This window comes from Mediterraneibacter agrestimuris (genome assembly GCF_943193195.1).
GTDB lineage: Bacteria > Bacillota > Clostridia > Lachnospirales > Lachnospiraceae > Schaedlerella > Schaedlerella agrestimuris.
The window spans coordinates 40,828-64,726 of the sequence record NZ_CALPDG010000005.1 but is presented as its reverse complement, the minus strand read 5'-3'; the positions used below and the strand labels follow the sequence as shown (position 1 = coordinate 64,726).

The following is a 23,899-nucleotide window of genomic DNA, read 5'->3' as shown; positions in this document are numbered from 1 at the left end:
AGAATAAATCCGAAGTGTTAAAAAAAAGACATAGTAAATGCAAAATTTAAAAAGCAAAAAATCATTTTTACAAAGAGATTATTTATGGAGAAAGGCGGTAATGAGATGGCAGAAGCAAACAAAAAAGTAAGGCTCGATGAAATTGAAGACAGAATCCGCACGATTGGTGTATTGACAAGCGGAGGAGACGCACCGGGAATGAATGCGGCAATTCGTGCCGTTGTAAGGACAGCACTCGCAAAAGGGCTGAAGGTCCGCGGGATCAGAAGAGGATATCATGGTCTTTTAAAAGAGGAAATCATTGACTTATCCGCCCGTGATGTGTCCGATACGATCCAGCGCGGGGGCACGATTCTTCAAACTGCCCGCTGTCAGGCAATGCGTACAGAAGAGGGACAGCAGAAGGCTGCTGCTATCTGTAAGAAATACGGGATTGATGGTCTGGTTGTCATTGGAGGTGACGGATCTTTTGCAGGTGCTCAGAGACTGGCTAATCTGGGGGTAAAGACAATTGGTCTTCCGGGAACGATTGATTTAGATATCGCATGTACAGATTATACAATTGGATTTGATACAGCGGTAAATACAGCGATGGAAGCTATTGACAAGATCCGTGACACATCGACCTCTCATGAGAGATGCAGTATCATTGAGGTTATGGGCCGTGATGCGGGATACCTGGCGCTGTGGTGCGGTATTGCCAACGGAGCAGAGTGTATTCTTATGCCGGAGGAACGTAATTATAATGAGGAAGAACTGATTGAGGATATTCTGGAAAATAAAAAGCGCGGCAAGAAGAATTATATTATCATCAATGCAGAGGGTATCGGTGATTCTATTAATATGGCAAAGAGAATTGAAGAGGCAACCGGAATTGAAACAAGAGCATCTATTATCGGGCATATGCAGCGCGGCGGGAGTCCGACATGTAAGGACCGTGTATATGCGTCCACAATGGGGGCAATGGCAGTGGAATTACTGCTTGCAGGAAAGAGCAACCGTGTTGTTGGATATCAGCATGGGGCGTATGTTGACTTTGATATTAATGAGGCTTTGTCTATGAAGAAGAAAATTCCTGCGCATCAGTACGAGATTGCTAAACTTCTTGCATTGTAAGAAGCTCTTGTATGTGAACTGTGATATGGTGAAATGGAATCATGGCAAAAGAGTAAGCGTCTGTAAATTGCAGACGCTTATTGCGTAATAAACGGACTTTGTCCGATAAAGTTATAGAAAGGAAACAGAAGTATGGAGTGTAAAAAAACAGCCCCCATCGGTGTGTTTGACTCAGGAGTCGGAGGACTGACGGTTGTGCGGGAGATGGTACGGCATCTGCCAAATGAGAATATCGTATATTTTGGGGATACAGCACGTGTTCCATACGGGAGCAAATCCCGAAAGACAATTATCCGTTTTTCGGAGCAGATTATCCGTTTCCTGAAAACAAAGCAGGTCAAAGCAATTGTCATTGCCTGTAATACAGCCAGTGCACTTGCTCTGGAAGCAGTTCAGGATGAGTTTGATGTGCCGGTTCTCGGGGTAGTTATTCCGGGGGCAAGAGCTGCAGTTGAGGCAACAGATAAGGGAAAGATCGGAGTTGTCGGAACAGAAGCTACTGTACAGAGCGGGATGTATACAAAGGTGATCCAGAGTATGAATCCGGCGGTCGAGGTGTTGGAAAAGGCATGTCCGTTGTTTGTACCGCTGGTAGAAGAGGGGTTTAAGGAACATCATGTGACACAGGAGATTATCGATCATTATCTGGATTCTATGAAGAAGACAGATATTGATGCTATGATCCTGGGGTGTACACATTATCCGCTGCTGCGCTCCAAGATCCGTGCCTACATGGGGGAGAAGATTCAGATTGTGAATCCGGCATATGAGACCGCAATGGATGTGCAGAAGCTGTTGAAAGAGCGAGACATGGAAAACGACGGAACCGGCGGCAGAGTCAGCCAGTATGAATTCTTTGTCAGTGATGCGGCAGAGAAGTTCCGCAGTTTTGCCAATACAGTCATGCCATTTGACGTACCGGAGACAAATGTTGTAAATATTGAGGAATATTGAAAATGACAAAAGATGTATTAGTCCGTATTTCTGGTGTGCATCAGAGCCCGGGGGAGAATATTACGGACGTGGATGAAGCAATTGAACTGATTGTGCCGGGGGCGTATTACTATAAGAACAATAAGCAATACATTCTCTATGAGGAAATCGGTGAGAATGGAGAAATTACAAAAAACCAGTTGAAAATATATGATGATAAGCATGTGGAGATTCGTAAAAGCGGTTCGCTGAGTGTCTGCATGATGTTTGAAACAGGGAAAATACATCCGGCTGCTTATCAGACTCCGTTTGGAGAGATAAAGATTGCTATGGATACGAGAGCGATCGAGATGGAAGAAGAAGAAAACCGCATTAGTATCGAGATTGACTACCGTTTAGAGGTGAACCGGGAGCCATTAGCTGACTGCCGTATTGAGATTAATGTCTGGTCTGTGGGTTACTGTTCACACCCTTCGGGTGTTCCAGTAACCGTATCCAGCCCATTTTAAGTCGCCTTCGGCGAGGGGCTGGATATATCGCTGTCATCACTTCATTGGCCGGACACCTTGCAGCGCAGTGCAAGATGCCGTGTGAACTGTAACTGAGTTGCACAAAGGAGGAAATATCAATCTTGACAATTTTACGGGGAAAGCGGTATCCTTATATCAGTAACCGAATTGTTGCTTAACATCATAAAGATTTTTGCGGGAGGTAGAAAGAGATGAGAATTATCGTAGCGAAGGATTACAAAGAAATGAGCAGAAAGGCGGCTAATATCATTTCCGCCCAGATTATCACAAAGCCGGACTGTGTGCTTGGACTGGCAACAGGATCTTCTCCGATTGGCACTTATGACCAGTTAGTAGAATGGTACGAAAAGGGAGACTTGGACTTCTCCAGGGTATCTTCTGTTAACCTGGATGAGTACCGCGGACTGGATCATTCTCATGACCAGAGTTATTATTATTTTATGCACGAGCATTTGTTTGACCGTGTCAATATTGATCCGGCAAATACAAATGTACCGGACGGAACAGAGCAGGATGCAGATAAAGAGTGCAGACGTTATGAAGATTTGATTGCTTCTTATGGAGGAGTGGATCTGCAGCTTCTCGGTCTGGGACACAACGGACATATCGGATTCAATGAGCCGGCTGCCGCATTTGACAAGGAGACACATTGTGTAGACCTGACAGAAAGCACCATCGAAGCAAATAAAAGATTTTTTGCCTCTGCGGATGATGTGCCGAAACAGGCATATACTATGGGTATTGGAACAATTATGAAAGCGAAGAAGATTCTTGTTGTCGTTAGTGGTGAAGATAAGGCTGATATTGTTGCAAAAGCATTTTACGGAGAAGTAACACCGGAAGTTCCGGCTTCTATCTTGCAGTTCCATCAAGATGTTACTGTTGTAGTAGACGAGGCAGCAGCTTCTAAGCTTCCAAAATAAAAAGGAGCAGAATTATGATTATAAAAAATGTGCAGATTTTTGGCGAAGACAAATGTTTCACAGAAGGTGCGATTGAAGTGAAAGATGGTAAATTTTCTACTGTCGGAAGAAATATTTCCGGGGAGGCAGAAGAAGTAATTGACGGTGAAGGCTGTTTTGCCATTCCGGGATTGGTAGATATTCATTTCCACGGCTGTGTGGGAGAAGACTTCTGTGACGCTGCACCGGAAGCCATTGCACATATGGCAGAATACGAGGCGTCTGTGGGCGTTACGTCTATGTGTCCGGCAACTATGACTCTGGGGGAAGAGGAGCTGCATCGGATTATGGCAAACGGAGGGGCATATGAATCCCGAAAAGGGGCGAAGCTTGCCGGCATCAATATGGAAGGTCCTTTCATCAGCGCTAAGAAGAAAGGAGCTCAGGCGGCAACGCATATCCGTCCATGTGATGTGGAGTTATTCCGTGCATTCCAGAAGGAAGCAAATGGACTGATCAAACTGGTGGATATTGCACCGGAAGAGGACGGGGCAATGGAATTCATCGATGCAGTCAGGGATGAGGTGGTTGTGTCTATTGCACATACAACTGCGGATTATGATACAGCGTCAGAAGCCCTGAACCGCGGTGCAAGCCACGTGACTCATCTGTATAATGCAATGCCGCCGCTGAATCATAGAGATCCGGGCGTCATTGGTGCGGCAAGAGATGCAGGGCATTGCCATGTGGAATTGATTTGCGATGGTGTACACATTCATCCGTCCGTTGTCCGTGCAACTTTTGAAATGTTCGGCGCAGACCGTGTTATTTTAATCAGCGACAGTATGCGTGCAACAGGACTGACAGATGGACAGTATACACTGGGCGGACAGGATGTGTTTGTCAAGGGACCGAAAGCAACACTGGCAGACGGTACAATTGCGGGTTCTGCAACAGATCTGATGGGGTGTCTGAGAGTAGCCGTTAAGGAAATGGAGATTCCGTTTGAAGATGCCATTGCCTGTGCAACTGTGAATCCGGCAAAGGAAATCGGAATCTATGATACCTGTGGAAGTATTACACCGGGGAAGGCTGCAGATTTGGTGCTTCTGGATGAAGAAATGAATGTGAAAGCAGTTTTTGTAAATGGTCAGAAACAGTAGGAAAACACTTTGACTCACTAAAGTTATAAAGAAAATATAAAAAATATAAACAAAAAATAAAAACTAAGATTGACTTCTGTTGTGGAATTTGTTATAGTAAACATAGAAATTATAAATTGATGGATTGTTACTGCACAGCAGGCAAAACCAGTTTTTATAAGCAGGGAGTGTCCGGCTTATAAAGGCTGGTTTTCTTTTTAAAATGAAAATTTTTGGTAACAGTTCAGCCATGCACAAATCTACAAAAACGAATTGGTAAGCTTGCTTACAACAAGACGTTTTTGTAGGATTTGTATATGGCGTTCTGCCATAAGCGAGAATTTGCGCTGCATAGCAGCGTATAGGCGGTGAAACAACCGCCAATTCGAGCTGTTATGGCTGAACTGTTACCCATACAGAGTAATAAAAAGACTTGCTGTTGGTAAAAACAAAAATGGGATGAAGAGAGATATATGGTAATTGATAAAATCATTAACAATAACATTGTATCTGCATTTGATAATACAGGGACAGAGGTTGTTGTAATGGGGCGCGGAATCGGCTTCGGGAGTAAGATTGGAAATCTGATTCCTGAAAAGAAGATAGAGAAGGTTTTCCGGATTAAAAGTCAGACGCTGGCAGAGCAGTTCACAGAACTGCTGGCGAACATGCCTTTGGAACATGCCCGTATTTCCCATGATATTATCTCCTATGCGGAGAGTGAATTGAAGCTGAGACTGAATCAAAGTATTTATGTGACGCTGACTGATCATATCAATTTTGCGATTGAGCGGCTAAAGATGGGGATTCAGCCGGAAAATGCATTGCTCTGGGAGATTAAACGTTTTTATCCTCAGGAGTACAGACTTGGACAGTATGGTCTTCAGTTGGTCGAAAAGGAGCTTGGCATCAATCTTCCTCAGGATGAAGCGGGGTTTATTGCGCTGCATTTTGTAAATGCAGAGTATGGTACAGATATCAGGGATGCATTAAATTTCCCGAACCTGATGAAGGAAATTCTGTCAATCGCAAGGAAAGAACTGGATATTGAATTTGACGAGGAATCCCTGCATTATGAACGCTTTGTAACCCATGTGAAGTTTTTGCTTCAAAGAGTTTACCGTAAGGAACTGCTTTCGGATGAGGAAGAGGAACTGGCGGAGATGGTACAGTCCAAGTATAAAAGAGAGTATATTTGCAGCAAGAAGATTGCAGAATATATAGAGGAAAAAACAGGCAGTAAGATTTCGGGAGAAGAGATGATGTATCTCGCAATTCATATCCGTAGAGTAACAATGGCAGTAGATGCAGAAGAATAGGAGGAAAAAGAGATGTTTGGTTTTTTGAAGAAGAAAACGACGGAGTATCTGGTGGGATCACCGGCAAAGGGAAAGGCAGTTCCTCTGTCACAGGTCAGTGACCCGACATTCAGTGAAGGAATGCTGGGAGACGGAGTGGCGGTGATTCCTTCTGAGGGTAAGATTTACGCTCCGGCTGACGGAGAAGTGGGTATGGTATTTGACACGCTTCATGCAGTGAGCCTGACAGCGGATTGCGGTGCAGAGATTCTGATTCATGTGGGATTAGATACCGTTACGATGAAAGGTAAGGGATTCACCGGACATGTACAGGCAGGAGATAAGGTGAAGAAGGGAGATCTGCTTCTGGAAATGGACTTGGAGATGATCAAAGAGGCAGGATTTGACACAATTACACCGATGTTGATCTGTAATACGGATGATTACGAATCTGTTGAGGGGATTTCCGGTATGGATGTGATTCCGGGAGATGACGTGATCAGAATTACACCAATGAACTAAAGTAATTACAGAAGTACAAATGATTTTGTATTTTAACCGGCAGTGCGCCGGATAAAATAGACAAAGGGATTCACAAAGCAACTATGAGAGTTTTAAGAAGGAGGTAAGTATTTATGAAATTCTTACAGAAATTAGGTAAGGCCCTGATGCTGCCGGTAGCAGTTCTTCCGATCTGTGGTATTCTGATGGGTGTTGGTTACTTGCTTTGCCCGGCTACCATGCAGGGTGGAGACATTATCGGATTCGTTCCGAAGCTTGGATTATTCCTTGTAAAAGCAGGCGGCGCTCTGATTGATAACATGGCGATCCTGTTTGCAATTGGTGTTGGTGTTGGTATGGCTGATGACAATGATGGTACAGCAGGTGTTGCTGCACTGGCATCCTGGCTGATGATCACAACTCTGTTGTCAACAGGTGTTGTTACAACTATTATGCCGTCTGTTGCAGAGAGCGCTGACAAGACTCTGGCATTTGATAAGATTGCAAATCCGTTTATCGGTATCATTGCAGGTATTATCGGTTCTATGTGCTACAACAAGTTTAAGAGTACAAAGCTGCCGGATGCTCTGGCATTCTTCAGCGGCAAGCGTTCCGTAGCGATTGTTTCCGGTGTTGTATCTATCGCTGTTTCAGCAGTTCTGCTGTTTGTATGGCCGTTAGTATTCGGTGCTTTGATTGCTATTGGTAATGCAATTGTTGGTCTTGACGCAGTTGGTGCAGGTATCTATGCATTCCTGAACCGTCTGTTGATCCCGACAGGTCTGCATCATGCATTGAACAACGTATTCTGGTTCCCGACAATTGGTCTTGGCGATTTGACTCACTTCTGGGCAGGTGAGACTTCCGCAGACGTTACATGGAGCCTTGGTATGTACATGTCAGGATTCTTCCCATGTATGATGTTTGGTATCCCGGGCGCTGCACTTGCTATGATTCATACAGCAAAGGATAACAAGAAGAAAATTGCTATCGGTCTTGTTGGTTCCGCAGCTCTTTGTGCATTCATCTGTGGTGTTACAGAGCCGTTCGAGTTTGGATTTATGTTCCTTGCTCCGGTACTGTACCTGATTTATGCATTGTTATACGGTATCTTTACAGTTATTACAGTTGCCCTTGGCTTCCGTGCAGGATTCTCATTCTCTGCTGGAGCAACAGACCTTCTGTTCTCAGCATCCCTTCCTGCAGCAGCTAAGACATGGCTGATCATTCCGCTTGGTATTGCAGCGTTTATCGTATTCTACATTGTATTCCGTTTTGCGATCACAAAGTGGGATCTGAAGACACCAGGCAGAGAAGATGATAGTGAAGATGAAACAAAAGTGCAGCTTGCAAACGATGACTTTACAAAAGTTGCTGAGATTATCTTAGATGGTGTTGGCGGTAAAGCAAACGTAGCCAGCGTTGATAACTGTATTACAAGACTTCGTCTTGAAATCAAGGACTACACAGCAGTAGATGAGAAGAAGATTAAATCTGCAGGAGTTGCAGGTGTAATCAGACCTGGAAAGAACTCTGTACAGGTTATTATTGGAACAAAGGTTCAGTTTGTTGCTGATGAGTTCAAGAAACTTTGTAAATAATCAGTGAATGATTAGTAATCCCTTTTTCGGAGAGCCCGCAGGTTTTGCGGGCTTTTTGAATGTTACTTTTCACACGGCACCCTGCACTGTGCTGCAAGGTGTCCGTCCAATGAAGTAATGACAGCGATATATCCAGCCCCTCGCCGAAGGCGACTTAAAATGGACCGGATACTGTTACTGGAGCACCCGCAGGGTGTGAACAGTAATTTTTGAATGGGATTTTGTTTGAGGTGGAGAAATTTAGAGTGAAAAATAAGAAGATATCGGATATAATGAAAAAGTAAAATAGTAATTCAAGGGAATGCTTTTCTACATATAACAGGTAATTAAAATTGGGATAAGAAGGAGGTATATGGATATGGGTTATGTTTTGGAGGCATGTGTGGATAGTGTGAGATCTGCCATTGAGGCGGAGAAAGGCGGGGCACAGCGTGTGGAACTGTGCGGCAATCTGATCATCGGAGGGACTTCTCCGGGGGCAGCATTATTCCGTCAGGTCAGGAAATATACAGATTTGAAGATTCGGGTGCTTTTACGTCCCAGGTTCGGCGATTTTTGCTATGACGAGTATGAGTTCGGGATGATGAAAGAGGATGTAGAAATGTATCGGGATTTGGGAGCTGATGGGATTGTAACAGGAATCTTAAAACCAGATGGAACTTTGGATACAGTGAGAATGGGAGAACTGGTTGAACTTGCGGGAGATACCGATATGGCGCTGCATCGTGCATTTGACGTATGCAGGAATCCACAGGAAACGCTGGAACAAGCTGTTGAACTTGGAATTAAGACGATTTTGACAAGTGGTCAGAAGAATTCAGCATGGGAAGGCAGAAATCTGATTAAAGAACTGGTTGCACAGAGTGCTGGAAGAATTGAAATTCTTGCCGGGGCGGGCATTTCCCCAGAGACGATTGAGAAACTAGTGCCATACACAGGCACAGCATCCTATCATATGTCTGGCAAAGTTACATTGGACAGCCAGATGGAGTTCCGCAGAGAAGGAGTGAGCATGGGATTTCCAGGATTTAGTGAGTATGAAATCTGGCAGACTAATGCAGAGAATATTCGCAGAGCAGTGGAAGTACTGGAACAGTTGACATCAAATTAATTCTCTTGTTTTTCTAACGGAGACGGTGGGATTCGAACCCACGTGCCGCGTCAGGCGGCAAAGCGATTTCGAGTCGCTCTCGTTATGGCCACTTCGATACGTCTCCATAATTATACATCGGACAAAGTCCGCCCGCCGCGAGCATGGATTAAGGGATGCCCGGATGGGTATATGCTTTGGGGCGGTATAGAATCCGCCCCTTTGTTTATTTTAATTACTTTCCTTCGCAACTTTTATCTCGCTGGTACGTTCTTTGATTTCATCCCAAAGGTCTCTGGATTCATCGTCTGAATCCTCATCCTTTAACACTTCCGGGAGATATACATGAACCAGCTCAATACGGTTCTTGTCAAGCTTCTCTACGACAAGGCGGATACCACTCTCGGTTACATATTCGTCTCCGACCTCCGGCAGACGGTCTAAGTGTTCAATGATATAACCGCCAAGTGAATCAAAATCTTCGGACTTGAATTGTACGTCTTTGCGTCCATCTTCTTCCAGTCTGTCATTTAAATCGTCCAGATTGTAAGAACCTTCAATAATATATTCGTTCTCTTGAATGACTTTTACAAATTGTTCTTCTTCGTTCTCGTCATATTCGTCATGAATTTCACCGACAATCTCTTCCAGAATGTCTTCCAGTGTAATAATTCCGGCTGTTTCACCGTATTCATCCAGTACGATAGCAATGTTCAGTGAAGCGTCGCGCATTTCCACAAGAAGCTCAGAAATGTTCTTGTATTCATAAGTGAAATATGCGTCTCTCAAAATATCGCGGATTTTAAAGTTCTCTTTGTCATCGAACAAAAGTAAATCCTTCATATTAATCGTTCCGATCACGTTGTCCGTTGTCTCTTCGTAGACCGGAATTCGTGTAAACTTATCTTCTTTGAATATGTCGATCAGTTCTTGATAGGTACTGTTGACATCGGCAAATGTAACGTGTACGCGGGGAACCATAACGTCCTTCGCACGGGCATCGCCCAAATCAAACACGTTATATATCATTTCTTTTTCTTCAGATTCGATGACTCCGTCCTCGTGGCTCACATCCACAATCGTACGAAGCTCATCTTCTGTCATCGCATTATTCCTGTCATTGGGGTCAACGCGGAAAAGAAAAAGGATTCCGCGGCAGATGATATTGATCAGGAAAATGAGCGGCGTCATGATTGTCATATATACCTTAAGTACCGGAATATAAGCAATTGAAAGCTCTGTGGATTTGATTGTAGCAAGGTTCTTCGGAGTGATCTCTCCAAATACAAGAATTGCCACGGTCATCAGCGCAGTTACTGCACTGACCATCGCACCGCCGAAAGTGTAAGCAAGGGTAGTTGCCAATGCAGTTGCGTAGATGTTGACAATGTTGTTGCCAATTAAAATTGCACTTAACATCTTGTCTGTGTGATGTTCAACAATATCCAGTACTGTGGCAGCACGCTTATTGCCTTCTTCTGCAAGGGAACGAAGCTTGATTTTATTAACAGCGGTCATTGCTGTTTCAGCAGAAGAAAATAATCCGGATAAAAATAATAAAATAATTAATATAATAATTTGTATGGCGTCACTCGGATCCAATGAATGTTCAACTCCTTTAAAATATATTTGCTTTATTATGAGTATACGAAAATAATATACATCATTTCAAAAGATTTTGCAAGTTTGTTCTGAATTTTTGTAGTAATGTAGTAACAGTTCAGTGGACGTTTTTTAGTGACTATGAAGCCGAAAGGCTGAATAGTTACTAATGTAATGATGCCAGGGTACTGGAGCACCCGTAGGGTGAGAACAGTTACCGAGGTTGAATTTTTAACAGATTTATTGTATTATGATGAAGAAGAACGGAGTAATCCGCAGATGTGATGAATATAGATGTAACAGTTCAGCGTAGGACTTTGCACTTGCTGTAAAGTCCGTAAGAAAGAGTGATGGAAAAAAGAATCCGCCCTTTCACCGTAGGTGAACTTAAAATAGGGCGGATTCAGTAACAGTGCAGCTGGAAGGCTGAACTGTTACATATAGATATTTAATAGAAAAGATCGGAGATATTAATTTATGGGATTGTATGAAGAATTATGCGGAATTCTCGGAGCGGAGAATGTATTCAAGGACGAACCGATGAAGAGCCACACTACATTTCGGGTAGGCGGATCCGCAGACTGGTTCGTGACTCCCGAAGAAGAGGAACAGGTACGAGAGATTGTGAATGTATTGCGAAAGGAGAAAATTCCGTACTATGTAATAGGAAACGGAAGCAATCTTCTCGTAGGAGATAAAGGATACCGCGGCGTGATCATTCAGTTATATAAAAAGCTGAGCCGCATTCATGTGAAGGATAATACTGTATATGCGCAGGCAGGCGCATTGTTGTCTAAGATTGCGGCGGAGGCGCTGATCTGTGAGCTGACGGGGCTGGAATTTGCATCCGGTATTCCGGGAACATTGGGCGGAGCTGTGATGATGAATGCCGGGGCATATGGCGGAGAGATGAAACATGTATTAAAGAGCGCTTTGGCGCTGACACCGGAGGGCGAGTTCAGGGTGCTTCCGGTAGAGCAGATGGAATTAGGTTATCGAAGCAGTATTTTCTCTAAAAACGGAGATGTTGTTTTAAGTGCAGAAATGGAGTTAAAAACCGGTGATTCCAAAGAAATCCGTGCATATATGGATGAGTTAAGGGAAAAGCGTGTGACGAAGCAGCCTCTGGAATATCCAAGTGCAGGAAGCACGTTCAAACGTCCCGAGGGATATTTTGCAGGTAAGTTGATTCAGGATGCGGGGTTACAGGGATTTCAGGTTGGCGGAGCACAGGTATCTGAGAAGCATTGTGGTTTTGTGATTAATAAGGAAAATGCAACGGCAGCGGATGTTTTGTCTCTGATTGAGCAAGTATCTGAACAGGTGGAGGCTGAGTTTGGCGTGCGTCTTGAGCCGGAAGTAAAGTGTATTGGGGAATTTTAGTCAGTTTTCAAAGGAGGAAGAACCGTGAGGTTTGTTATTGTAACGGGAATGTCAGGGGCAGGTAAGTCCACGGCTTTGAAAATGTTAGAGGATATAGGGTATTTTTGTGTGGATAACCTTCCCCTTATGCTTCTGCCTAAATTTGCAGAGATGATTTCAGATCCCGATGTGACGGTGGATAAGGTCGCACTGGGAATTGACATTCGGAGCGGACAGGCACTGGATTGTCTGGAAGGGATGCTTGAAGAAATGCAGGCAAGTGGAACTGACTATGAAATTTTGTTTCTGGATGCAAAATCTAATGTATTGGTAAAGCGTTATAAAGAGACAAGGCGTCAGCATCCGCTTGGCGGTGTTGGTCATGTAGATGTGGGAATAGCAGAAGAAAGAGAGCGAATTGCGTTCTTAAAAATGCGTGCAACGTATATACTGGATACAAGTAAGATGCTCACCAGAGAATTGAAGGCGGAGCTGGATAAGATTTTCGTAGAGGGAAAGGATTTTAAGAATCTGTATGTAACAGTGATGTCCTTTGGATTTAAGTATGGAATTCCAGAGGATGCAGACCTTGTATTTGATGTGCGTTTTCTGCCAAATCCATATTATATAGCAGAATTAAAGGCAAAGACTGGAAATGATAAGGAAGTACAGGATTATGTGCTTAATAATGAGCGTACGGATGTATTTTTGGAGAAGCTGACGGGCATGATAGATTTTTTACTCCCCAATTATATATGGGAAGGAAAGAACCATCTTGTAATTGCGATTGGATGCACGGGAGGCAAGCACAGATCTGTCACATTGGCAAACAGTCTTTTTGATTTTGTAAAAAAACAGGAACAATATGGTGTGAGGATAGAACACAGGGATATTGGGAAAGATACAATTGTTCGGTCATAAGGTGGGGCTGCCGTAATCGTATTTGTTTTAGAAAAGGGTAGTTCGCCGATAAAATAAATAAAGAGGTGACAGTTATATGTCATTTTCAGGAAAAGTTAAAGATGAGCTTTCTAAGCAGTGGAGTCAGGCAAGACACTGCCAGATTGCAGAACTGGCGGCTTTGATAAGTATCTGCGGAGCGATTGTGATTGACAGCAGAAATCAGTATGGAATCAAAATTCATACGGAAAACATCACAGTTGCAAGAAAGGTCTTTACATTAGTACAAAAAACATTTAATATAGAAGCTGATATCTCAGTCCGGAGAAATATAATAAAAGAAAGTGTATCATATTCTGTGATTATCAGAAAACACAGTGATGCACTTCGGATTCTTCAGGCAACGAAGCTTACGGATGAGTATATGGATGGATTTGAAGAGATACATATTGTCAATCCGATTATTGTCCGGCAGACATGTTGTAAGCGCGCTTTTTTAAGGGGCGTGTTTCTGGCAGCCGGTTCTATGAGCGATCCAGAGAAATCTTATCATTTTGAGATTGTCTGTGCAGCAGAAGCTATGGCTGTGCAGTTGAGAAAAATGATTTGTGGTTTTTCAATGGATGGGAAGATTGTACAACGGAAAAAATCCTGGGTGGTATACTTAAAAGAAGGTTCGCAGATTGTAGATATGCTTAATATAATGGAAGCGCCGCTGTCTCTGATGGAGCTTGAGAATGTCAGGATATTAAAAGAGATGCGGAACACGGTTAACCGAAAGGTGAACTGTGAAACTGCCAATATCAACAAGACCGTATCAGCGGCTGTAAGACAGCTTGAGGATATCAAGTATCTCCAAAGTACCATTGGTCTTGAAAAACTGCCCGAGGGATTGGAGGAGACAGCACATATCAGGTTATCTCATCCAGATGCAACGTTGAAGGAGTTAGGAGAACTTATGTCACCCACGGTTGGTAAATCGGGAGTCAACCATCGGTTGAGAAAGATAAGTGAGATGGCAGAAAAGGTGAGACAAGATCAAGGAGGATTATTATGATTAAGACACCTGTTGTAGTGAAACATGAAAATGGTATGGATGGAAGACCAATTGCATTATTGGTGCAGGAAGCGAGCCAATATGCAAGCAGAATTTACATTCAGTTAGGTGAGAAGAAGATTAATGCCAAGAGTATTATGGGAATGATGAGTCTTAACCTGGCAGAGGGTGAGGAAGTAACTGTTCTGACAGAGGGTGAAGACGAGGAGAAAGCAGCGGAGGGAATACGTTCCTTCTTTCTGGATGCGTAGGCTTAATTTAATAGTGAATAAAAATGGGAAAGAGGGGCTGTGCTTTGGGGCACAGTCTTTTCTGGATTTTTAAGAAGGAGATATCGATATGAAGAAAATGCTGTTTGTTTATAACCCAAATGCGGGAACCGGAATGCTGAAGCCAAAGCTGGCAGATGTTCTGGATATTTTTGTCAAGGCAGAATATGAGGTGACGGTTTATCCGACTCAGAAATATCATGATGCGCTTGTAAAGATTACTTCCTATACAGGAGATTACGATCTGGTCGTATGCTGTGGGGGCGATGGTACACTGGACGAAGTTGTGACTGGAATGGCACGGCGGGTGAAACAGGTGCCGATTGGGTATATTCCTGCAGGAACAACTAATGATTTTGCGCGCAGCCTTCATATTTCCAAGGACATTCTGGAGGCGGCGGATACAGCAGTGAACGGAACTACACTGGCTTGTGATATTGGTGTGTTCAATGAAGATTTCTTTGTGTATATTGCGGCATTCGGTATGTTTACCGATGTGTCATATGAGACGAAGCAGAGCGTGAAAAATGTTTTGGGGCATTTGGCATATGTATTAGAGGGGGCAAAGAGTATTTTTAATGTACCCTCTTATCATGTTAAGGTGACACATGATGATGAAGTGATAGAAGATGAATTTATGCTCGGCATGGTGACAAATTCTCGTTCTGTCGGCGGATTCCAGGGGATTATTGGAAAGGATGTAATATTTGATGATGGTGAATTCGAGGTGACATTAATCAAAACACCGAAGAACCCGCTGGAATTGAATGAGATCATCGCAGCTCTTTTGTTTCGTCAAATTGAATCCAAGCAGATATATTCTTTCCGAACTGGTGAAATCAGTTTTGAGTCTTTGGAAGAGATTCCCTGGACGCTGGACGGAGAATTTGGCGGAGAGCATGATATAGTTAGTATTTTGAACCGGAGGCAAGGGCTGCAGATTATGGTAAAAGAAGAAATTAAGCAGCGTTTGATACAACATGAGGAAGAACCGGAAGAGGAATAAAAGTACTTGGTAAAACACGGTAAAAAATCTGACAAGAAATTATAAAAAATACTTGCATATTCTGTAACTATATGATATAGTAGATTTTGCTTGTGGGAGATACACAGGCAAAATTGATATGGCTCCATGGTCAAGCGGTTAAGACGCTAGCCTCTCACGCTGGAATCAGGGGTTCGATTCCCCTTGGAGTCACTTTAGTGTATACCGTAATTGCTTTAAGACAAGGCAGTTACGGTATTTTTTTAATTATGCAAATCGTAAGGGGCAAGTTAAACTACTTTTAGAAATCTTCGGGATAAGAAGCTTCATTAGCCGTTATTTGTTTCTGATATTTATCAGTAGTTATAAAAACCCCTCTGCTTTTGCAGAGGGGCTAAGTTCCTTGCATTCTGCAAGGAGAATTATCTTTTTTATTGGTCTTTATCTTTTTTAAATCTTGCGAAGAACCCTTTCTTCTTCTTTGGTGTCTCCAGCGGACCTCTTAAGCCTTTCACTCCTGTTATGTAGATGCCGCTGACAACTGCTTTGACTTCCTTCTTCACTGGAATCAGTGGGAATACCTGCTCGTCACACATCAGTGTCATAATCTTGGGTCCGACCTTTGCCTTAACTACAGCTACTTTGGTACGCCGAAGGTACTTCGGGGTATTCTCAAGAACAACGGCCGGAAGTCCGGCTTCCTTTAACTTCATCCGCTTTTTGTCAATAACCAGCATGTTCACAGTCTGTGCGGCTGCATCCATCTGTTCTTTCTGTTCTGCCTGTCTCTTTTCAGCTTTCTTTCCGAAGAAATAAAGTGCGATGAGTGCGGCGATTAAAACTACCAATATAACAATCATTATAATTGTGCCTGTACTCACGGTAAATCCTCCTAAACTACTCTTATTCCACAAAATATGTTTTTAGTATTGTACCATTGTTTCAGGGGAAGTGCAAGCGGTTTGATAGATAAAGTCAATTGCCAAGCATGCGATAAAACAGTCCGGCGGACTGTTTTGAGTAACAGTGCAGGCAGGTGGTTGCCTTGTCCTTCAATCTGGGAGTACTCATCATGGATTAATGCGGTGATATTCGGTATAAATCCAATGGCAAAGATTTCTTCACATTGACATCCGTTTTTGCATACGGTAAAATTGTAACCACAAAGGAGAAATTAAGTATGAAAAGATGGCAGGATATATCAGCAATTTTTACTATAGCAGCTGTTTATCTGGTTATGGAACTGGTATTTGGGATTACTTGTCCGATTTTATTTCTGACAGGAATTTCCTGTGCAGGCTGCGGGATGTCGAGAGCGTGGCTCTGTCTGCTGCATCTGGATGTTGCGGGCGCTTTTTCATATCATCCGCTTTTCTGGATTCCACCGATTGCGGCGGTCTTGTTTTTGAACTGCCACAGGCTTTCTTCCAAGCTAAGGAAGCTGTTGCTGGTCATAGCCTGTACGATGTTTCTCGTAGTGTATTTTTTGCGGATGCTGGATACTGGTGATACCATCGTTGTCTTTCAGCCTAAAAACGGCGTTTTATATGCACTGATTTCTGCTTTGTTTACAAAAGGTTAAAGGGAAGAGAGGGATTTCAAATGCAATGTAAAAAATGTGGTAAGACAATTCCGGATACAGCTAAATTCTGCGCTGCCTGCGGATGGAAAGTTGAAGTGATTCCGGAAACACCGGTAAGTGTACCGGCAGAAGAAAACCCGGAGCCGGTAAAACCCGAGCAGTCAAATCTGCACGAGGAGCAGGATACCGCAGCACAAAAGCAGACTGCAACTGAACAGACATCCGGGACTCAAGAACAGACTATGAACGTGCAGCCACCTGTGTATCAAAATCAATTTGAGCAGAAGGCTTCATCATCACAGCAGACTCCAAATCAGAAAAAAAAGACTGAAACTTCGATAAACACAACTAAAATAGTAAATATCGGATTGGGACTTTTAACTGCTCTCTGTGGTGTCCTCGCCTTGCAGAGGCTCTTTTCAGCAATTCAAAATTTTGTCTATTACAATACATTCTACGGATTGTGGGAGTTTCTTAATGCAGGCTTAGCCATCGGTATGACAATTGTTCTGATACTGTTGCTGCTGGGCGGCATTTCAAAAAAAGAAACAAATACCAAAACTTTATTCTCGGTATTGGCTATATTAAGTGTTGTCCTTGCCGCATTGAATTTTATCCAGTTTATTGTTTCATTTTTCCGTGTACTTTTTAATGGATATATGTACTACGGATTTTTAACATTCCTCCAGATGTTTACTTCTTTTATCGTAACACTGGCTGAAATGGCGGCAATTTCCGGTCTTACATATTGTCTGCTTCAGTTTTCTGGAAAGGAGCTTGATTTCTCATCCTACAAACAGCAGAAGTCTGCAAGCAACAATACAGCGAATTACGGAAATCAAAAAGCAAGAACAAATTATGAAAATCAGACAACAGGCGCAAATTATGGAGCACAGAATGCAGGCGCAGCTTACAGCGCACAGAGCGCCGCGGGGGCTGTGCCGTTAAAAACAGACCGGGGATTACTTGGCTATATCTTGCTTTCCATTGTAACTTGCGGAATTTACAGCTATTACTTTATATATACCATTGCCCGTGATGTAAATGTTGCCTGTGAAGGTGACGGACAGTCTACCGGGGGTTTATTGAAGTTCATTCTTCTTTCCATTTTGACCTGTGGAATTTATTCTTTCTGGTGGGAATATTCTCTCGGCAACCGTCTTGCAATGAATGCGCCTCGTTATGGGATGTCCTTTACTGAGAATGGAACGTCTGTTTTGATGTGGCTGCTTTTTGGTGTTCTCCTTTGTGGGATCGGACCATATATTGCAATGAATATTCTTATCAAAAATACAAACAGTATTTGTATGGCATACAATCGTCAGCACGGATTTATATAAGAGTTCACAGTACGTTTTTGCTGTATGTCTGACAACAAAAAAGTTCTGCCCGGATATTTTGTCCGGTCAGAACTTTTTTTATCAAATCACAAACACATATATTGATAAATCCAGGCTGACAGTTCTGTAATGATTCCCCGTGCCGTATAAGTATCAGATAAGCCACTCATCATAACGCAGACTGTATATGCTCCGTTTCCGCCAAAAATGATCGCTGCGTCATTTTCCACATCAGAAAGCTCCCCTGTTTTATTTGCTGTTATTATTTCAGCAGGAATTCCGGCAGGAATCTTTTCTGTACGTTCCTGTTGTTGCATCAGTGCAAGGATCGATGATGCGCCGGGCAGCGTATTTGTGTATATTTTTCTAAGAAAGCTCCCACAATCATTCACAGATGTATAATTGTCATCCAAATCATTCGGCGCCAGCATCAGCCGTCCCATGTGCGTATCTAAAAATCCGTAAGCCTGGCAGAATTGATTGACTGCCGCCATCCCTGAAACAGAATCTCCCGATCCCAGTCTCGTAACCAGTGTATTTGCAGCATTATTATCGCTGATTGTAATCATAAGTCTCAGAAGCTCTTCCGTCTCTCCTTCATAAGCCTCCTGCATTTTAAGCATAGACATCTGCTCATAAACACAGCTTGCAACGTAAAGCTTGATTAAACTTGCCGACTGCATTGGCTGACTGTTAACGGAAGTCTGTGCACCGGTATCGAGTTTCTCCACATAAACAGCAGCCATACCGCCGCTGCTCTGAATGGGAGCGATCACAGACTCGATTTGCCCGTTCAAGTCTTCTAATCCAGACAAAATGTTATTGTCTGTTTCATTCATTTCCGTTTCATCCATTTCCGTTTCAGCTATTTTCGTTTCATCCGTTTCTGCTTCATCCATTTCTGCTTCATCAAATTCCAGCCTGATTTCATCTGTTTTGATAATGATATCTTCCGCAGATTCCTTCGGTTTCTCATCCAGTTCTGTTTTTACGGCTTCTTCTTTGTGACAGGCCGTGAGTAGAAAAAGTGCCATCAAAAAGATCAGAAAGAAACTGCTTTTAAAATCCGTAGTATGCATTGATCCCCTCCACGATTCCATTGACCATTGTTTCCCTGTACGCAGCGTCAGCCATATTTGTGTCATCCTGTTGGTTGGTCATAAAGCCCATCTCCAGAATCACAACCGGAATCTGGCTCCAGTTAATGCCGGTCATTGTATCATTGAGCTGGATACCAAGATTCTGCATGCCCGTCAAATTACAATAAGCATTCAGAATCGTTTCAGCCAGACGGTAACTGCTGTCATATACACCGCCAACATAAGGGTTTTCCGCAGAACCGATCAACACCAGAGCCCCATTGACCCCGGGATCTTCACTTCCATTAGCATGAATCCTCACAGAAATATCTGCCCCGGCCTCATTCGCTAAAGTGGCACGCTCAGCGTTGCTGATCGCAGTATCGTTATTTTCACGTGTCATAATGACATCATACCCCTGCGCAGTCAGACAATCCCGAACCATCAATGCAATATCCAGATTAAGCTGATATTCCGGAATCCCCGTGAAACTGCCGGCAGTGCCTCCAGCAGCTTTAGTCTTCATAATTTCTGAGCCGGGAGCATTTGGCTCCTGTGCGCTCATATCTACATTCGGTCCTTGATGTCCCGGATCCAGTGCGATCAGTATGCCCTTTTTCTCCGGCATTTGTACGTCCGGTGCAACCATCGGATCTTCAGACTCTTGTTCAGGCTCTTTCTCCAATTCTTTCTCTGATTCATTTCCTGATTGAATCTCATCCTCTTTGATAATTTTGACCTTCTCTGTCTGTGTGTGTTCCTCTGCCGAATCCTTTTGAGGGATGTCAGGATTCTCTTTCTTTGCACATCCGAAAATTCCGAGTGTACACATAAGCAGAAATACAATAAATATCATGTTTTTTTTCATAATTCCAAATCCTTTGAACGTCATTAATCAGCATCAAGCTGATAGCCTTTTGGATTCATTGAAAACTCTGCATTTGACAAAAATTCAGCATTTTTCTGTTCGATACTGGAGAGCAGAGAATTGCTAAATGACTCGGGGCTGACCGTTCCATGATACCAGCTCTTACTGTTGAAATAATTCTGCAGCTCAGGAGACTGGAACAGTCGGCCGTGTCTTGCATAAATTTCATTTTTTGCATAGTTGAGCTCACGGATATCCAGACCGCTGATATCACTGCTGGTCAACAGCCGGGCATCGCTCTGCGGAAGAATATAATCACTGTTAGACACAACTTTCTCTTGTTCCTTTTCCTGCTTCGTCTCCTGCTCTTTTTCCTTTTCTTTTGTCTCTTCAAATTTTGCAATCAAATCGTTATCATCTTTATCCAAAATCTCAAACGGTGTAATATACAGCTTTTCATTGTCAAAATAAAGCTGTCCGGCAATGTATACCACCTGATTGGATTTGATGCTGTCAAGCAATCCCTCGGGCAGAGCGGCTTTGTCGATGTAAGCATTGTGTGCATCTTCCAGTAAAATCTTAGTACCGTCAAAATCCTCTCCATAGAAGGTCAATGCTTCATCCCACTGCAGTGCACAGCTGCCGGACTCGGACTTCTTGATCAGTCCCTCCATGAATAACCGGTCATCCTCCAATAGATTGAAATCTACGTCAGAAAAATCCACCTCATCTGATGAATCGGGTTCTTCTTCGAGCACTTCCTCCTGTTCGGGAGGATTCTTCTGCGTATCATCTCCCTTTTTTTTCAGCATCATAGCAGCCCCCATTAATATTCCGGCAAAAATAACAATGCAAAGAACTATAATGATGATAACAGGCGCTTTACTTTTCTTGTCAGGTTCGCGGTCTCGATTATTCCCTGATTCTCTATTTACGTTGTTGTATTCTGGGATATTAGGGGCTGACTCTGTTTGTACTGTTTCCTGTCTGCACGGTGTACCGCACTCAGAACAGAATATGGCGCCGTCCTCTAACGGTGTCCCGCAAGCCGCGCAGACTTCCTGTTCCTGCTTTGTTACATTCAACTGCTGTCCGCATTCCGGACAGAACAAAGAATCGTCCGGAATCTCGTTGCTGCAATATTGACATTTCATGATTATTCCTCCTTGCTGTATGCTCTCTTTTGTAAAAACATCATATTTTGTAATTCACTATATTTTATTGTATAATTTTACGAGTATTTCGTCAAATATAAATCCAGATATTACAGCATCAGTTCTGCATAGGAGTTTGCACTTGCTGCAAACTCCGTAAAAACGTGTGCTGGGGAAATAGAATTCGCCCTTTCACCGTAGGTGAACTTAAAATAGGGCGGATTCAGTAACTATGAAGCCGGAAGGCTGAATAGTTACCAGTAACAGCGTCATATCAAATAAAAGGATAGCGATACAAAAAAATATATGTTATGATGTTTCCAATTAATGAAGGAACTGGCAGGGCTGGAGATTAACCTGAACTGTCCTTACGGAAACATGGCGGTTCCATCGTATTGGAAGAATATAGATCAGGTAACAGAATTGATCATAAGAACAAAAAAAGCAGCGAGAGATAAAATCCTTTGGTTCAAGGCTCCGACAGCAGAGTATCCGGTAAAGGAAATCGTTGCAGCAGTACAGGAAAACGGCGGATATGCAATTGATATTGAAACGAGAAAGTTTCGCTGCGGAAGCTGGGGAGGCGGCGGATATTCCGGTCCTGCATTGAAACCGTATGCGATCATGTGTACGCATAACTCCAGTAAAAATGCAAAAATCCCGGTGATAGGCAGCGGCGGAATTGTTTGTGCAAAGGATGTGATAGAACATATAATGGCAGGGGCACATGCGGTACAGGTCGGCTCTGCAAATTTGATGAGACCAGATTTTATGGCCCGGCTGATTGAGGAACTGGAAGCGCTGATGGATCAGATGCATATTGAGTCTCTTGATGAAATCAGAGGATGTGCAAAATACTTGTAATATTTTCATATGTGATTGCCTGCTGCAGATTATATGAGTAGAAAGGTTTCGGGAAGAACTATAAAAAGAGTTCTTTTTCGGAACTTTTCTGCTATAATAAAGAAGAAATAAAAAGGTTACTGTTTTCATACGGTCAGATCAGTAAATGCGCAGACTCAAGTAAACAGTAATGAAAAAAGTCTTTAAGAGGAGCGTTTATGACAGAATCTATTTTACAGGCAATCTCAGCAACATATATTTTTTTAATGGATCATTTACTCATTATCAACATTTTTCTGTCACTGTTAATTATATTCTTTCAGAGAAGAAGTCCGCAGACCGTATGGACATGGCTTCTAATTCTCTATTTTATCCCAATTCTGGGGTTTATTCTTTATCTTTTGATCGGTCAGGATTTTCATAAGAGCAGGATGTTTAAAGCGAAGGAGATTGAAGGGGAGCTAAAGTATGCTGTGCGGCGGCAGGAGGAGAATATTTACCGCAAGAAACTGCGTCTTGCCAACCCGGAGCTTGGAAGGTTCAAGGACTTGATTCTTTATAATCTGGAAGCGGGACAGGCAGTGCTGACAGACAATAATGATGTGCGGATTTATACGGACGGGAAAGAGAAGTTCCGTGCGTTGATGCAGGAAATAGAACAGGCAAAGTGCTATATTCATATTCAATATTATATTATCAAAAGGGATGAGCTGTGGAAGGAGCTGGAACAGGTTCTGGTAAAAAAGGTACGTCAAGGTGTGGAAGTCCGGGTGCTTTTTGACAGTATGGGCTGCCGGACAATGCATAATAAGGATTGGGAGCGCATGGAACGTGCCGGGATTCACGTGGCAGAATTTTTCCCGGCATTATTCGGACCGCTTCAATTCCGTGTCAATTACAGGAACCATCGTAAAATCGTTGTTATTGACGGAAGAGTGGGATTTGTCGGCGGATTCAATGTGGGTCGTGAATATCTGGGGCTGGACAAGAAATTCGGCTACTGGAGGGATACCCATTTGTGTATCGAAGGCGCTGCGGTGACATCTCTTGCGGTCCGGTTTGTACTGGACTGGAACTATGCGGCGAAAGAAAACTTGTTTTTGGAGGATGGGTTATTTGAGATTCCGCAGTATATGCGGAAAGGACATGACCCGGTGCAGATTATTTCCAGCGGGCCGGACTCTCAGATAAAAGCAATACATGACAATTATCTTCGTCTGATTCACAGTGCAAAGCATCATGTGTATATTCAGACGCCGTATTTTATTCCTGATGAATCTATTCTGGATGCGCTGAAAATTTCCAGCCGATCGGGAATTGATGTGCGTATCATGGTACCTTGCAAGCCGGATCATCCATTTGTATATTGGGCGACGTATTCCTACTTGGGGGATATGGTGGCTGCCGGAGCAAAATGTTATGTGTATAATAACGGATTTCTGCATGCCAAGACATTGAGTGTGGACGGTATGGTTGCCTGTGTGGGAACTGCAAATATGGATTTTAGGAGTTTTGGACTTAACTTTGAGGTCAATGCGACTATTTACAGTGAGCGGACCGTACAGCGTCTGGAACGGGTGTTTGAAAGCGATATGACCCAATGCACGCATGTAACGAGGAAGGTCTATGACCAGAGAAGTCTGCTGATCAAGACGAAAGAGCAGTTTTCCAGACTGTTGTCACCATTATTGTAGAGGGGGGCGTTGCAGATCACACGGCATCTTGCACTGCGCTGCAAGGTGTCC

The 23,899-nt window shown here is 43.2% G+C and carries 23 protein-coding genes and 2 tRNA genes; 19 read left to right on the top strand and 6 right to left on the bottom strand.

Going from position 1 to position 23,899, the window contains the following annotated elements:
- Nucleotides 1-105: 105 nt before the first annotated feature.
- From pfkA to NFS18_RS04420, 9 genes are all read left to right on the top strand, one after another.
- Nucleotides 106-1,116 (top strand): 6-phosphofructokinase, encoded by a 1,011-nt coding sequence (gene pfkA / locus NFS18_RS04460; RefSeq protein ID WP_251388466.1) that lies wholly within the window; start codon nt 106-108, stop codon nt 1,114-1,116.
- Between the two features lie 132 nt (nt 1,117-1,248).
- Nucleotides 1,249-2,070, top strand: coding sequence for a glutamate racemase (gene murI / locus NFS18_RS04455; protein WP_251388366.1), 822 nt, complete (start codon nt 1,249-1,251; stop codon nt 2,068-2,070).
- A gap of 2 nt (nt 2,071-2,072) precedes the next feature.
- Entirely contained in the window at nt 2,073-2,558 is a 486-nt protein-coding gene (locus NFS18_RS04450) for a DUF1934 domain-containing protein (RefSeq protein WP_251388364.1), read from the top strand.
- Nucleotides 2,559-2,770: 212 nt separating this feature from the next.
- Nucleotides 2,771-3,502 (top strand): glucosamine-6-phosphate deaminase, encoded by a 732-nt coding sequence (gene nagB / locus NFS18_RS04445; RefSeq protein WP_251388362.1) that lies wholly within the window; start codon nt 2,771-2,773, stop codon nt 3,500-3,502.
- Nucleotides 3,503-3,516: 14 nt separating this feature from the next.
- Nucleotides 3,517-4,644 carry an N-acetylglucosamine-6-phosphate deacetylase gene (nagA, locus tag NFS18_RS04440; RefSeq protein WP_251388361.1) on the top strand — a complete coding sequence of 376 codons (1,128 nt, stop codon included), beginning with the start codon at nt 3,517-3,519 and terminating at the stop codon, nt 4,642-4,644.
- A gap of 452 nt (nt 4,645-5,096) precedes the next feature.
- A complete protein-coding gene (gene licT / locus NFS18_RS04435) occupies nt 5,097-5,942 on the top strand; it encodes a BglG family transcription antiterminator LicT (RefSeq protein ID WP_251388359.1) in 846 nt (281 codons plus the stop codon).
- A gap of 12 nt (nt 5,943-5,954) precedes the next feature.
- Nucleotides 5,955-6,443, top strand: a complete 489-nt coding sequence (locus NFS18_RS04430) for a PTS sugar transporter subunit IIA (RefSeq protein ID WP_251388357.1) — start codon at nt 5,955-5,957, stop codon at nt 6,441-6,443.
- Between the two features lie 113 nt (nt 6,444-6,556).
- Complete coding sequence (locus NFS18_RS04425; protein WP_251388355.1) at nt 6,557-8,023, top strand: PTS transporter subunit EIIC; 1,467 nt, start codon at nt 6,557-6,559, stop codon at nt 8,021-8,023.
- Between the two features lie 358 nt (nt 8,024-8,381).
- A complete protein-coding gene (locus tag NFS18_RS04420; RefSeq protein WP_251388353.1) occupies nt 8,382-9,134 on the top strand; it encodes a copper homeostasis protein CutC in 753 nt (250 codons plus the stop codon).
- Between the two features lie 17 nt (nt 9,135-9,151).
- On the opposite strand, the gene NFS18_RS04415 is transcribed toward NFS18_RS04420, so the two are convergent.
- Nucleotides 9,152-9,240: transfer RNA gene (locus NFS18_RS04415), tRNA-Ser, on the bottom strand.
- 104 nt (nt 9,241-9,344) lie between these two features.
- A complete protein-coding gene (locus tag NFS18_RS04410) occupies nt 9,345-10,715 on the bottom strand; it encodes an HlyC/CorC family transporter (protein WP_251388351.1) in 1,371 nt (456 codons plus the stop codon).
- A 477-nt stretch (nt 10,716-11,192) separates the two neighbouring features.
- On the opposite strand from NFS18_RS04410, the gene murB reads away from it, so the two are divergent.
- The 6 genes from murB (at nt 11,193) to NFS18_RS04380 (ending at nt 15,501) form a co-directional block, all read left to right on the top strand.
- Nucleotides 11,193-12,098 carry a UDP-N-acetylmuramate dehydrogenase gene (gene murB, locus NFS18_RS04405; RefSeq protein ID WP_251388349.1) on the top strand — a complete coding sequence of 302 codons (906 nt, stop codon included), beginning with the start codon at nt 11,193-11,195 and terminating at the stop codon, nt 12,096-12,098.
- Between the two features lie 24 nt (nt 12,099-12,122).
- Nucleotides 12,123-12,998: an RNase adapter RapZ gene (gene rapZ, locus NFS18_RS04400; RefSeq protein ID WP_251388347.1), complete on the top strand. Its 876-nt coding sequence runs from the start codon at nt 12,123-12,125 to the stop codon at nt 12,996-12,998.
- 76 nt (nt 12,999-13,074) lie between these two features.
- Nucleotides 13,075-14,034 carry a DNA-binding protein WhiA gene (whiA, locus tag NFS18_RS04395; RefSeq protein WP_251388345.1) on the top strand — a complete coding sequence of 320 codons (960 nt, stop codon included), beginning with the start codon at nt 13,075-13,077 and terminating at the stop codon, nt 14,032-14,034.
- Nucleotides 14,031-14,285, top strand: coding sequence for an HPr family phosphocarrier protein (locus NFS18_RS04390; RefSeq protein WP_251388343.1), 255 nt, complete (start codon nt 14,031-14,033; stop codon nt 14,283-14,285). The genes whiA and NFS18_RS04390 overlap by 4 nt, the downstream gene beginning before the upstream one ends.
- An 88-nt stretch (nt 14,286-14,373) precedes the next feature.
- A complete protein-coding gene (locus tag NFS18_RS04385; RefSeq protein WP_251388341.1) occupies nt 14,374-15,309 on the top strand; it encodes a diacylglycerol/lipid kinase family protein in 936 nt (311 codons plus the stop codon).
- Nucleotides 15,310-15,429: 120 nt separating this feature from the next.
- A tRNA-Glu gene (locus tag NFS18_RS04380) sits at nt 15,430-15,501 on the top strand.
- Between the two features lie 218 nt (nt 15,502-15,719).
- On the opposite strand, the gene NFS18_RS04375 is transcribed toward NFS18_RS04380, so the two are convergent.
- On the bottom strand, nt 15,720-16,169 hold the full coding sequence (locus NFS18_RS04375; protein WP_251388338.1) for a hypothetical protein: 450 nt from the start codon (nt 16,167-16,169) through the stop codon (nt 15,720-15,722).
- 299 nt (nt 16,170-16,468) lie between these two features.
- Here NFS18_RS04375 and NFS18_RS04370 point away from each other — a divergent pair, with 299 nt between their 5' ends.
- Both NFS18_RS04370 and NFS18_RS04365 read left to right on the top strand, forming a co-directional pair.
- Nucleotides 16,469-16,870, top strand: a complete 402-nt coding sequence (locus tag NFS18_RS04370; protein ID WP_251388336.1) for a DUF2752 domain-containing protein — start codon at nt 16,469-16,471, stop codon at nt 16,868-16,870.
- A 20-nt stretch (nt 16,871-16,890) separates the two neighbouring features.
- The gene (locus NFS18_RS04365) at nt 16,891-18,210 is read left to right on the top strand and encodes a DUF4234 domain-containing protein (RefSeq protein ID WP_251388334.1); all 1,320 of its coding nucleotides are present in this window, start codon (nt 16,891-16,893) and stop codon (nt 18,208-18,210) included.
- Nucleotides 18,211-18,296: 86 nt separating this feature from the next.
- On the opposite strand, the gene NFS18_RS04360 is transcribed toward NFS18_RS04365, so the two are convergent.
- From NFS18_RS04360 to NFS18_RS04350, 3 genes are read right to left on the bottom strand one after another with little or no spacing between them, the layout of a single operon-like run.
- Nucleotides 18,297-19,289 carry a serine hydrolase gene (locus NFS18_RS04360; RefSeq protein ID WP_251388332.1) on the bottom strand — a complete coding sequence of 331 codons (993 nt, stop codon included), beginning with the start codon at nt 19,287-19,289 and terminating at the stop codon, nt 18,297-18,299.
- The gene (locus tag NFS18_RS04355; RefSeq protein WP_251388330.1) at nt 19,270-20,157 is read right to left on the bottom strand and encodes an N-acetylmuramoyl-L-alanine amidase family protein; all 888 of its coding nucleotides are present in this window, start codon (nt 20,155-20,157) and stop codon (nt 19,270-19,272) included. The genes NFS18_RS04360 and NFS18_RS04355 overlap by 20 nt, the downstream gene beginning before the upstream one ends.
- A 23-nt stretch (nt 20,158-20,180) precedes the next feature.
- Nucleotides 20,181-21,311 (bottom strand): YARHG domain-containing protein, encoded by a 1,131-nt coding sequence (locus tag NFS18_RS04350; RefSeq protein WP_251388327.1) that lies wholly within the window; start codon nt 21,309-21,311, stop codon nt 20,181-20,183.
- A 327-nt stretch (nt 21,312-21,638) separates the two neighbouring features.
- On the opposite strand from NFS18_RS04350, the gene NFS18_RS04345 reads away from it, so the two are divergent.
- Nucleotides 21,639-22,175: a beta/alpha barrel domain-containing protein gene (locus tag NFS18_RS04345; protein WP_251388326.1), complete on the top strand. Its 537-nt coding sequence runs from the start codon at nt 21,639-21,641 to the stop codon at nt 22,173-22,175.
- A gap of 197 nt (nt 22,176-22,372) precedes the next feature.
- Nucleotides 22,373-23,848: a cardiolipin synthase gene (cls, locus tag NFS18_RS04340; RefSeq protein ID WP_251388324.1), complete on the top strand. Its 1,476-nt coding sequence runs from the start codon at nt 22,373-22,375 to the stop codon at nt 23,846-23,848.
- Nucleotides 23,849-23,899 lie beyond the last annotated feature (51 nt).

Bases quoted from the DNA above. Each gene is read 5' to 3' on its own strand.
- pfkA (WP_251388466.1), top strand. From the start codon at position 106: ATGGCAGAAGCAAACAAAAAAGTAAGGCTCGATGAAATTGAAGACAGA.
- murI (WP_251388366.1), top strand. From the start codon at position 1,249: ATGGAGTGTAAAAAAACAGCCCCCATCGGTGTGTTTGACTCAGGAGTC.
- NFS18_RS04450 (WP_251388364.1), top strand. From the start codon at position 2,073: ATGACAAAAGATGTATTAGTCCGTATTTCTGGTGTGCATCAGAGCCCG.
- nagB (WP_251388362.1), top strand. From the start codon at position 2,771: ATGAGAATTATCGTAGCGAAGGATTACAAAGAAATGAGCAGAAAGGCG.
- nagA (WP_251388361.1), top strand. From the start codon at position 3,517: ATGATTATAAAAAATGTGCAGATTTTTGGCGAAGACAAATGTTTCACA.
- licT (WP_251388359.1), top strand. From the start codon at position 5,097: ATGGTAATTGATAAAATCATTAACAATAACATTGTATCTGCATTTGAT.
- NFS18_RS04430 (WP_251388357.1), top strand. From the start codon at position 5,955: ATGTTTGGTTTTTTGAAGAAGAAAACGACGGAGTATCTGGTGGGATCA.
- NFS18_RS04425 (WP_251388355.1), top strand. From the start codon at position 6,557: ATGAAATTCTTACAGAAATTAGGTAAGGCCCTGATGCTGCCGGTAGCA.
- NFS18_RS04420 (WP_251388353.1), top strand. From the start codon at position 8,382: ATGGGTTATGTTTTGGAGGCATGTGTGGATAGTGTGAGATCTGCCATT.
- murB (WP_251388349.1), top strand. From the start codon at position 11,193: ATGGGATTGTATGAAGAATTATGCGGAATTCTCGGAGCGGAGAATGTA.
- whiA (WP_251388345.1), top strand. From the start codon at position 13,075: ATGTCATTTTCAGGAAAAGTTAAAGATGAGCTTTCTAAGCAGTGGAGT.
- NFS18_RS04390 (WP_251388343.1), top strand. From the start codon at position 14,031: ATGATTAAGACACCTGTTGTAGTGAAACATGAAAATGGTATGGATGGA.
- NFS18_RS04385 (WP_251388341.1), top strand. From the start codon at position 14,374: ATGAAGAAAATGCTGTTTGTTTATAACCCAAATGCGGGAACCGGAATG.
- NFS18_RS04370 (WP_251388336.1), top strand. From the start codon at position 16,469: ATGAAAAGATGGCAGGATATATCAGCAATTTTTACTATAGCAGCTGTT.
- NFS18_RS04365 (WP_251388334.1), top strand. From the start codon at position 16,891: ATGCAATGTAAAAAATGTGGTAAGACAATTCCGGATACAGCTAAATTC.
- NFS18_RS04360 (WP_251388332.1), bottom strand. From the start codon at position 19,289: ATGCATACTACGGATTTTAAAAGCAGTTTCTTTCTGATCTTTTTGATG.
- NFS18_RS04355 (WP_251388330.1), bottom strand. From the start codon at position 20,157: ATGAAAAAAAACATGATATTTATTGTATTTCTGCTTATGTGTACACTC.
- NFS18_RS04350 (WP_251388327.1), bottom strand. From the start codon at position 21,311: ATGAAATGTCAATATTGCAGCAACGAGATTCCGGACGATTCTTTGTTC.
- NFS18_RS04345 (WP_251388326.1), top strand. From the start codon at position 21,639: ATGAAGGAACTGGCAGGGCTGGAGATTAACCTGAACTGTCCTTACGGA.
- cls (WP_251388324.1), top strand. From the start codon at position 22,373: ATGACAGAATCTATTTTACAGGCAATCTCAGCAACATATATTTTTTTA.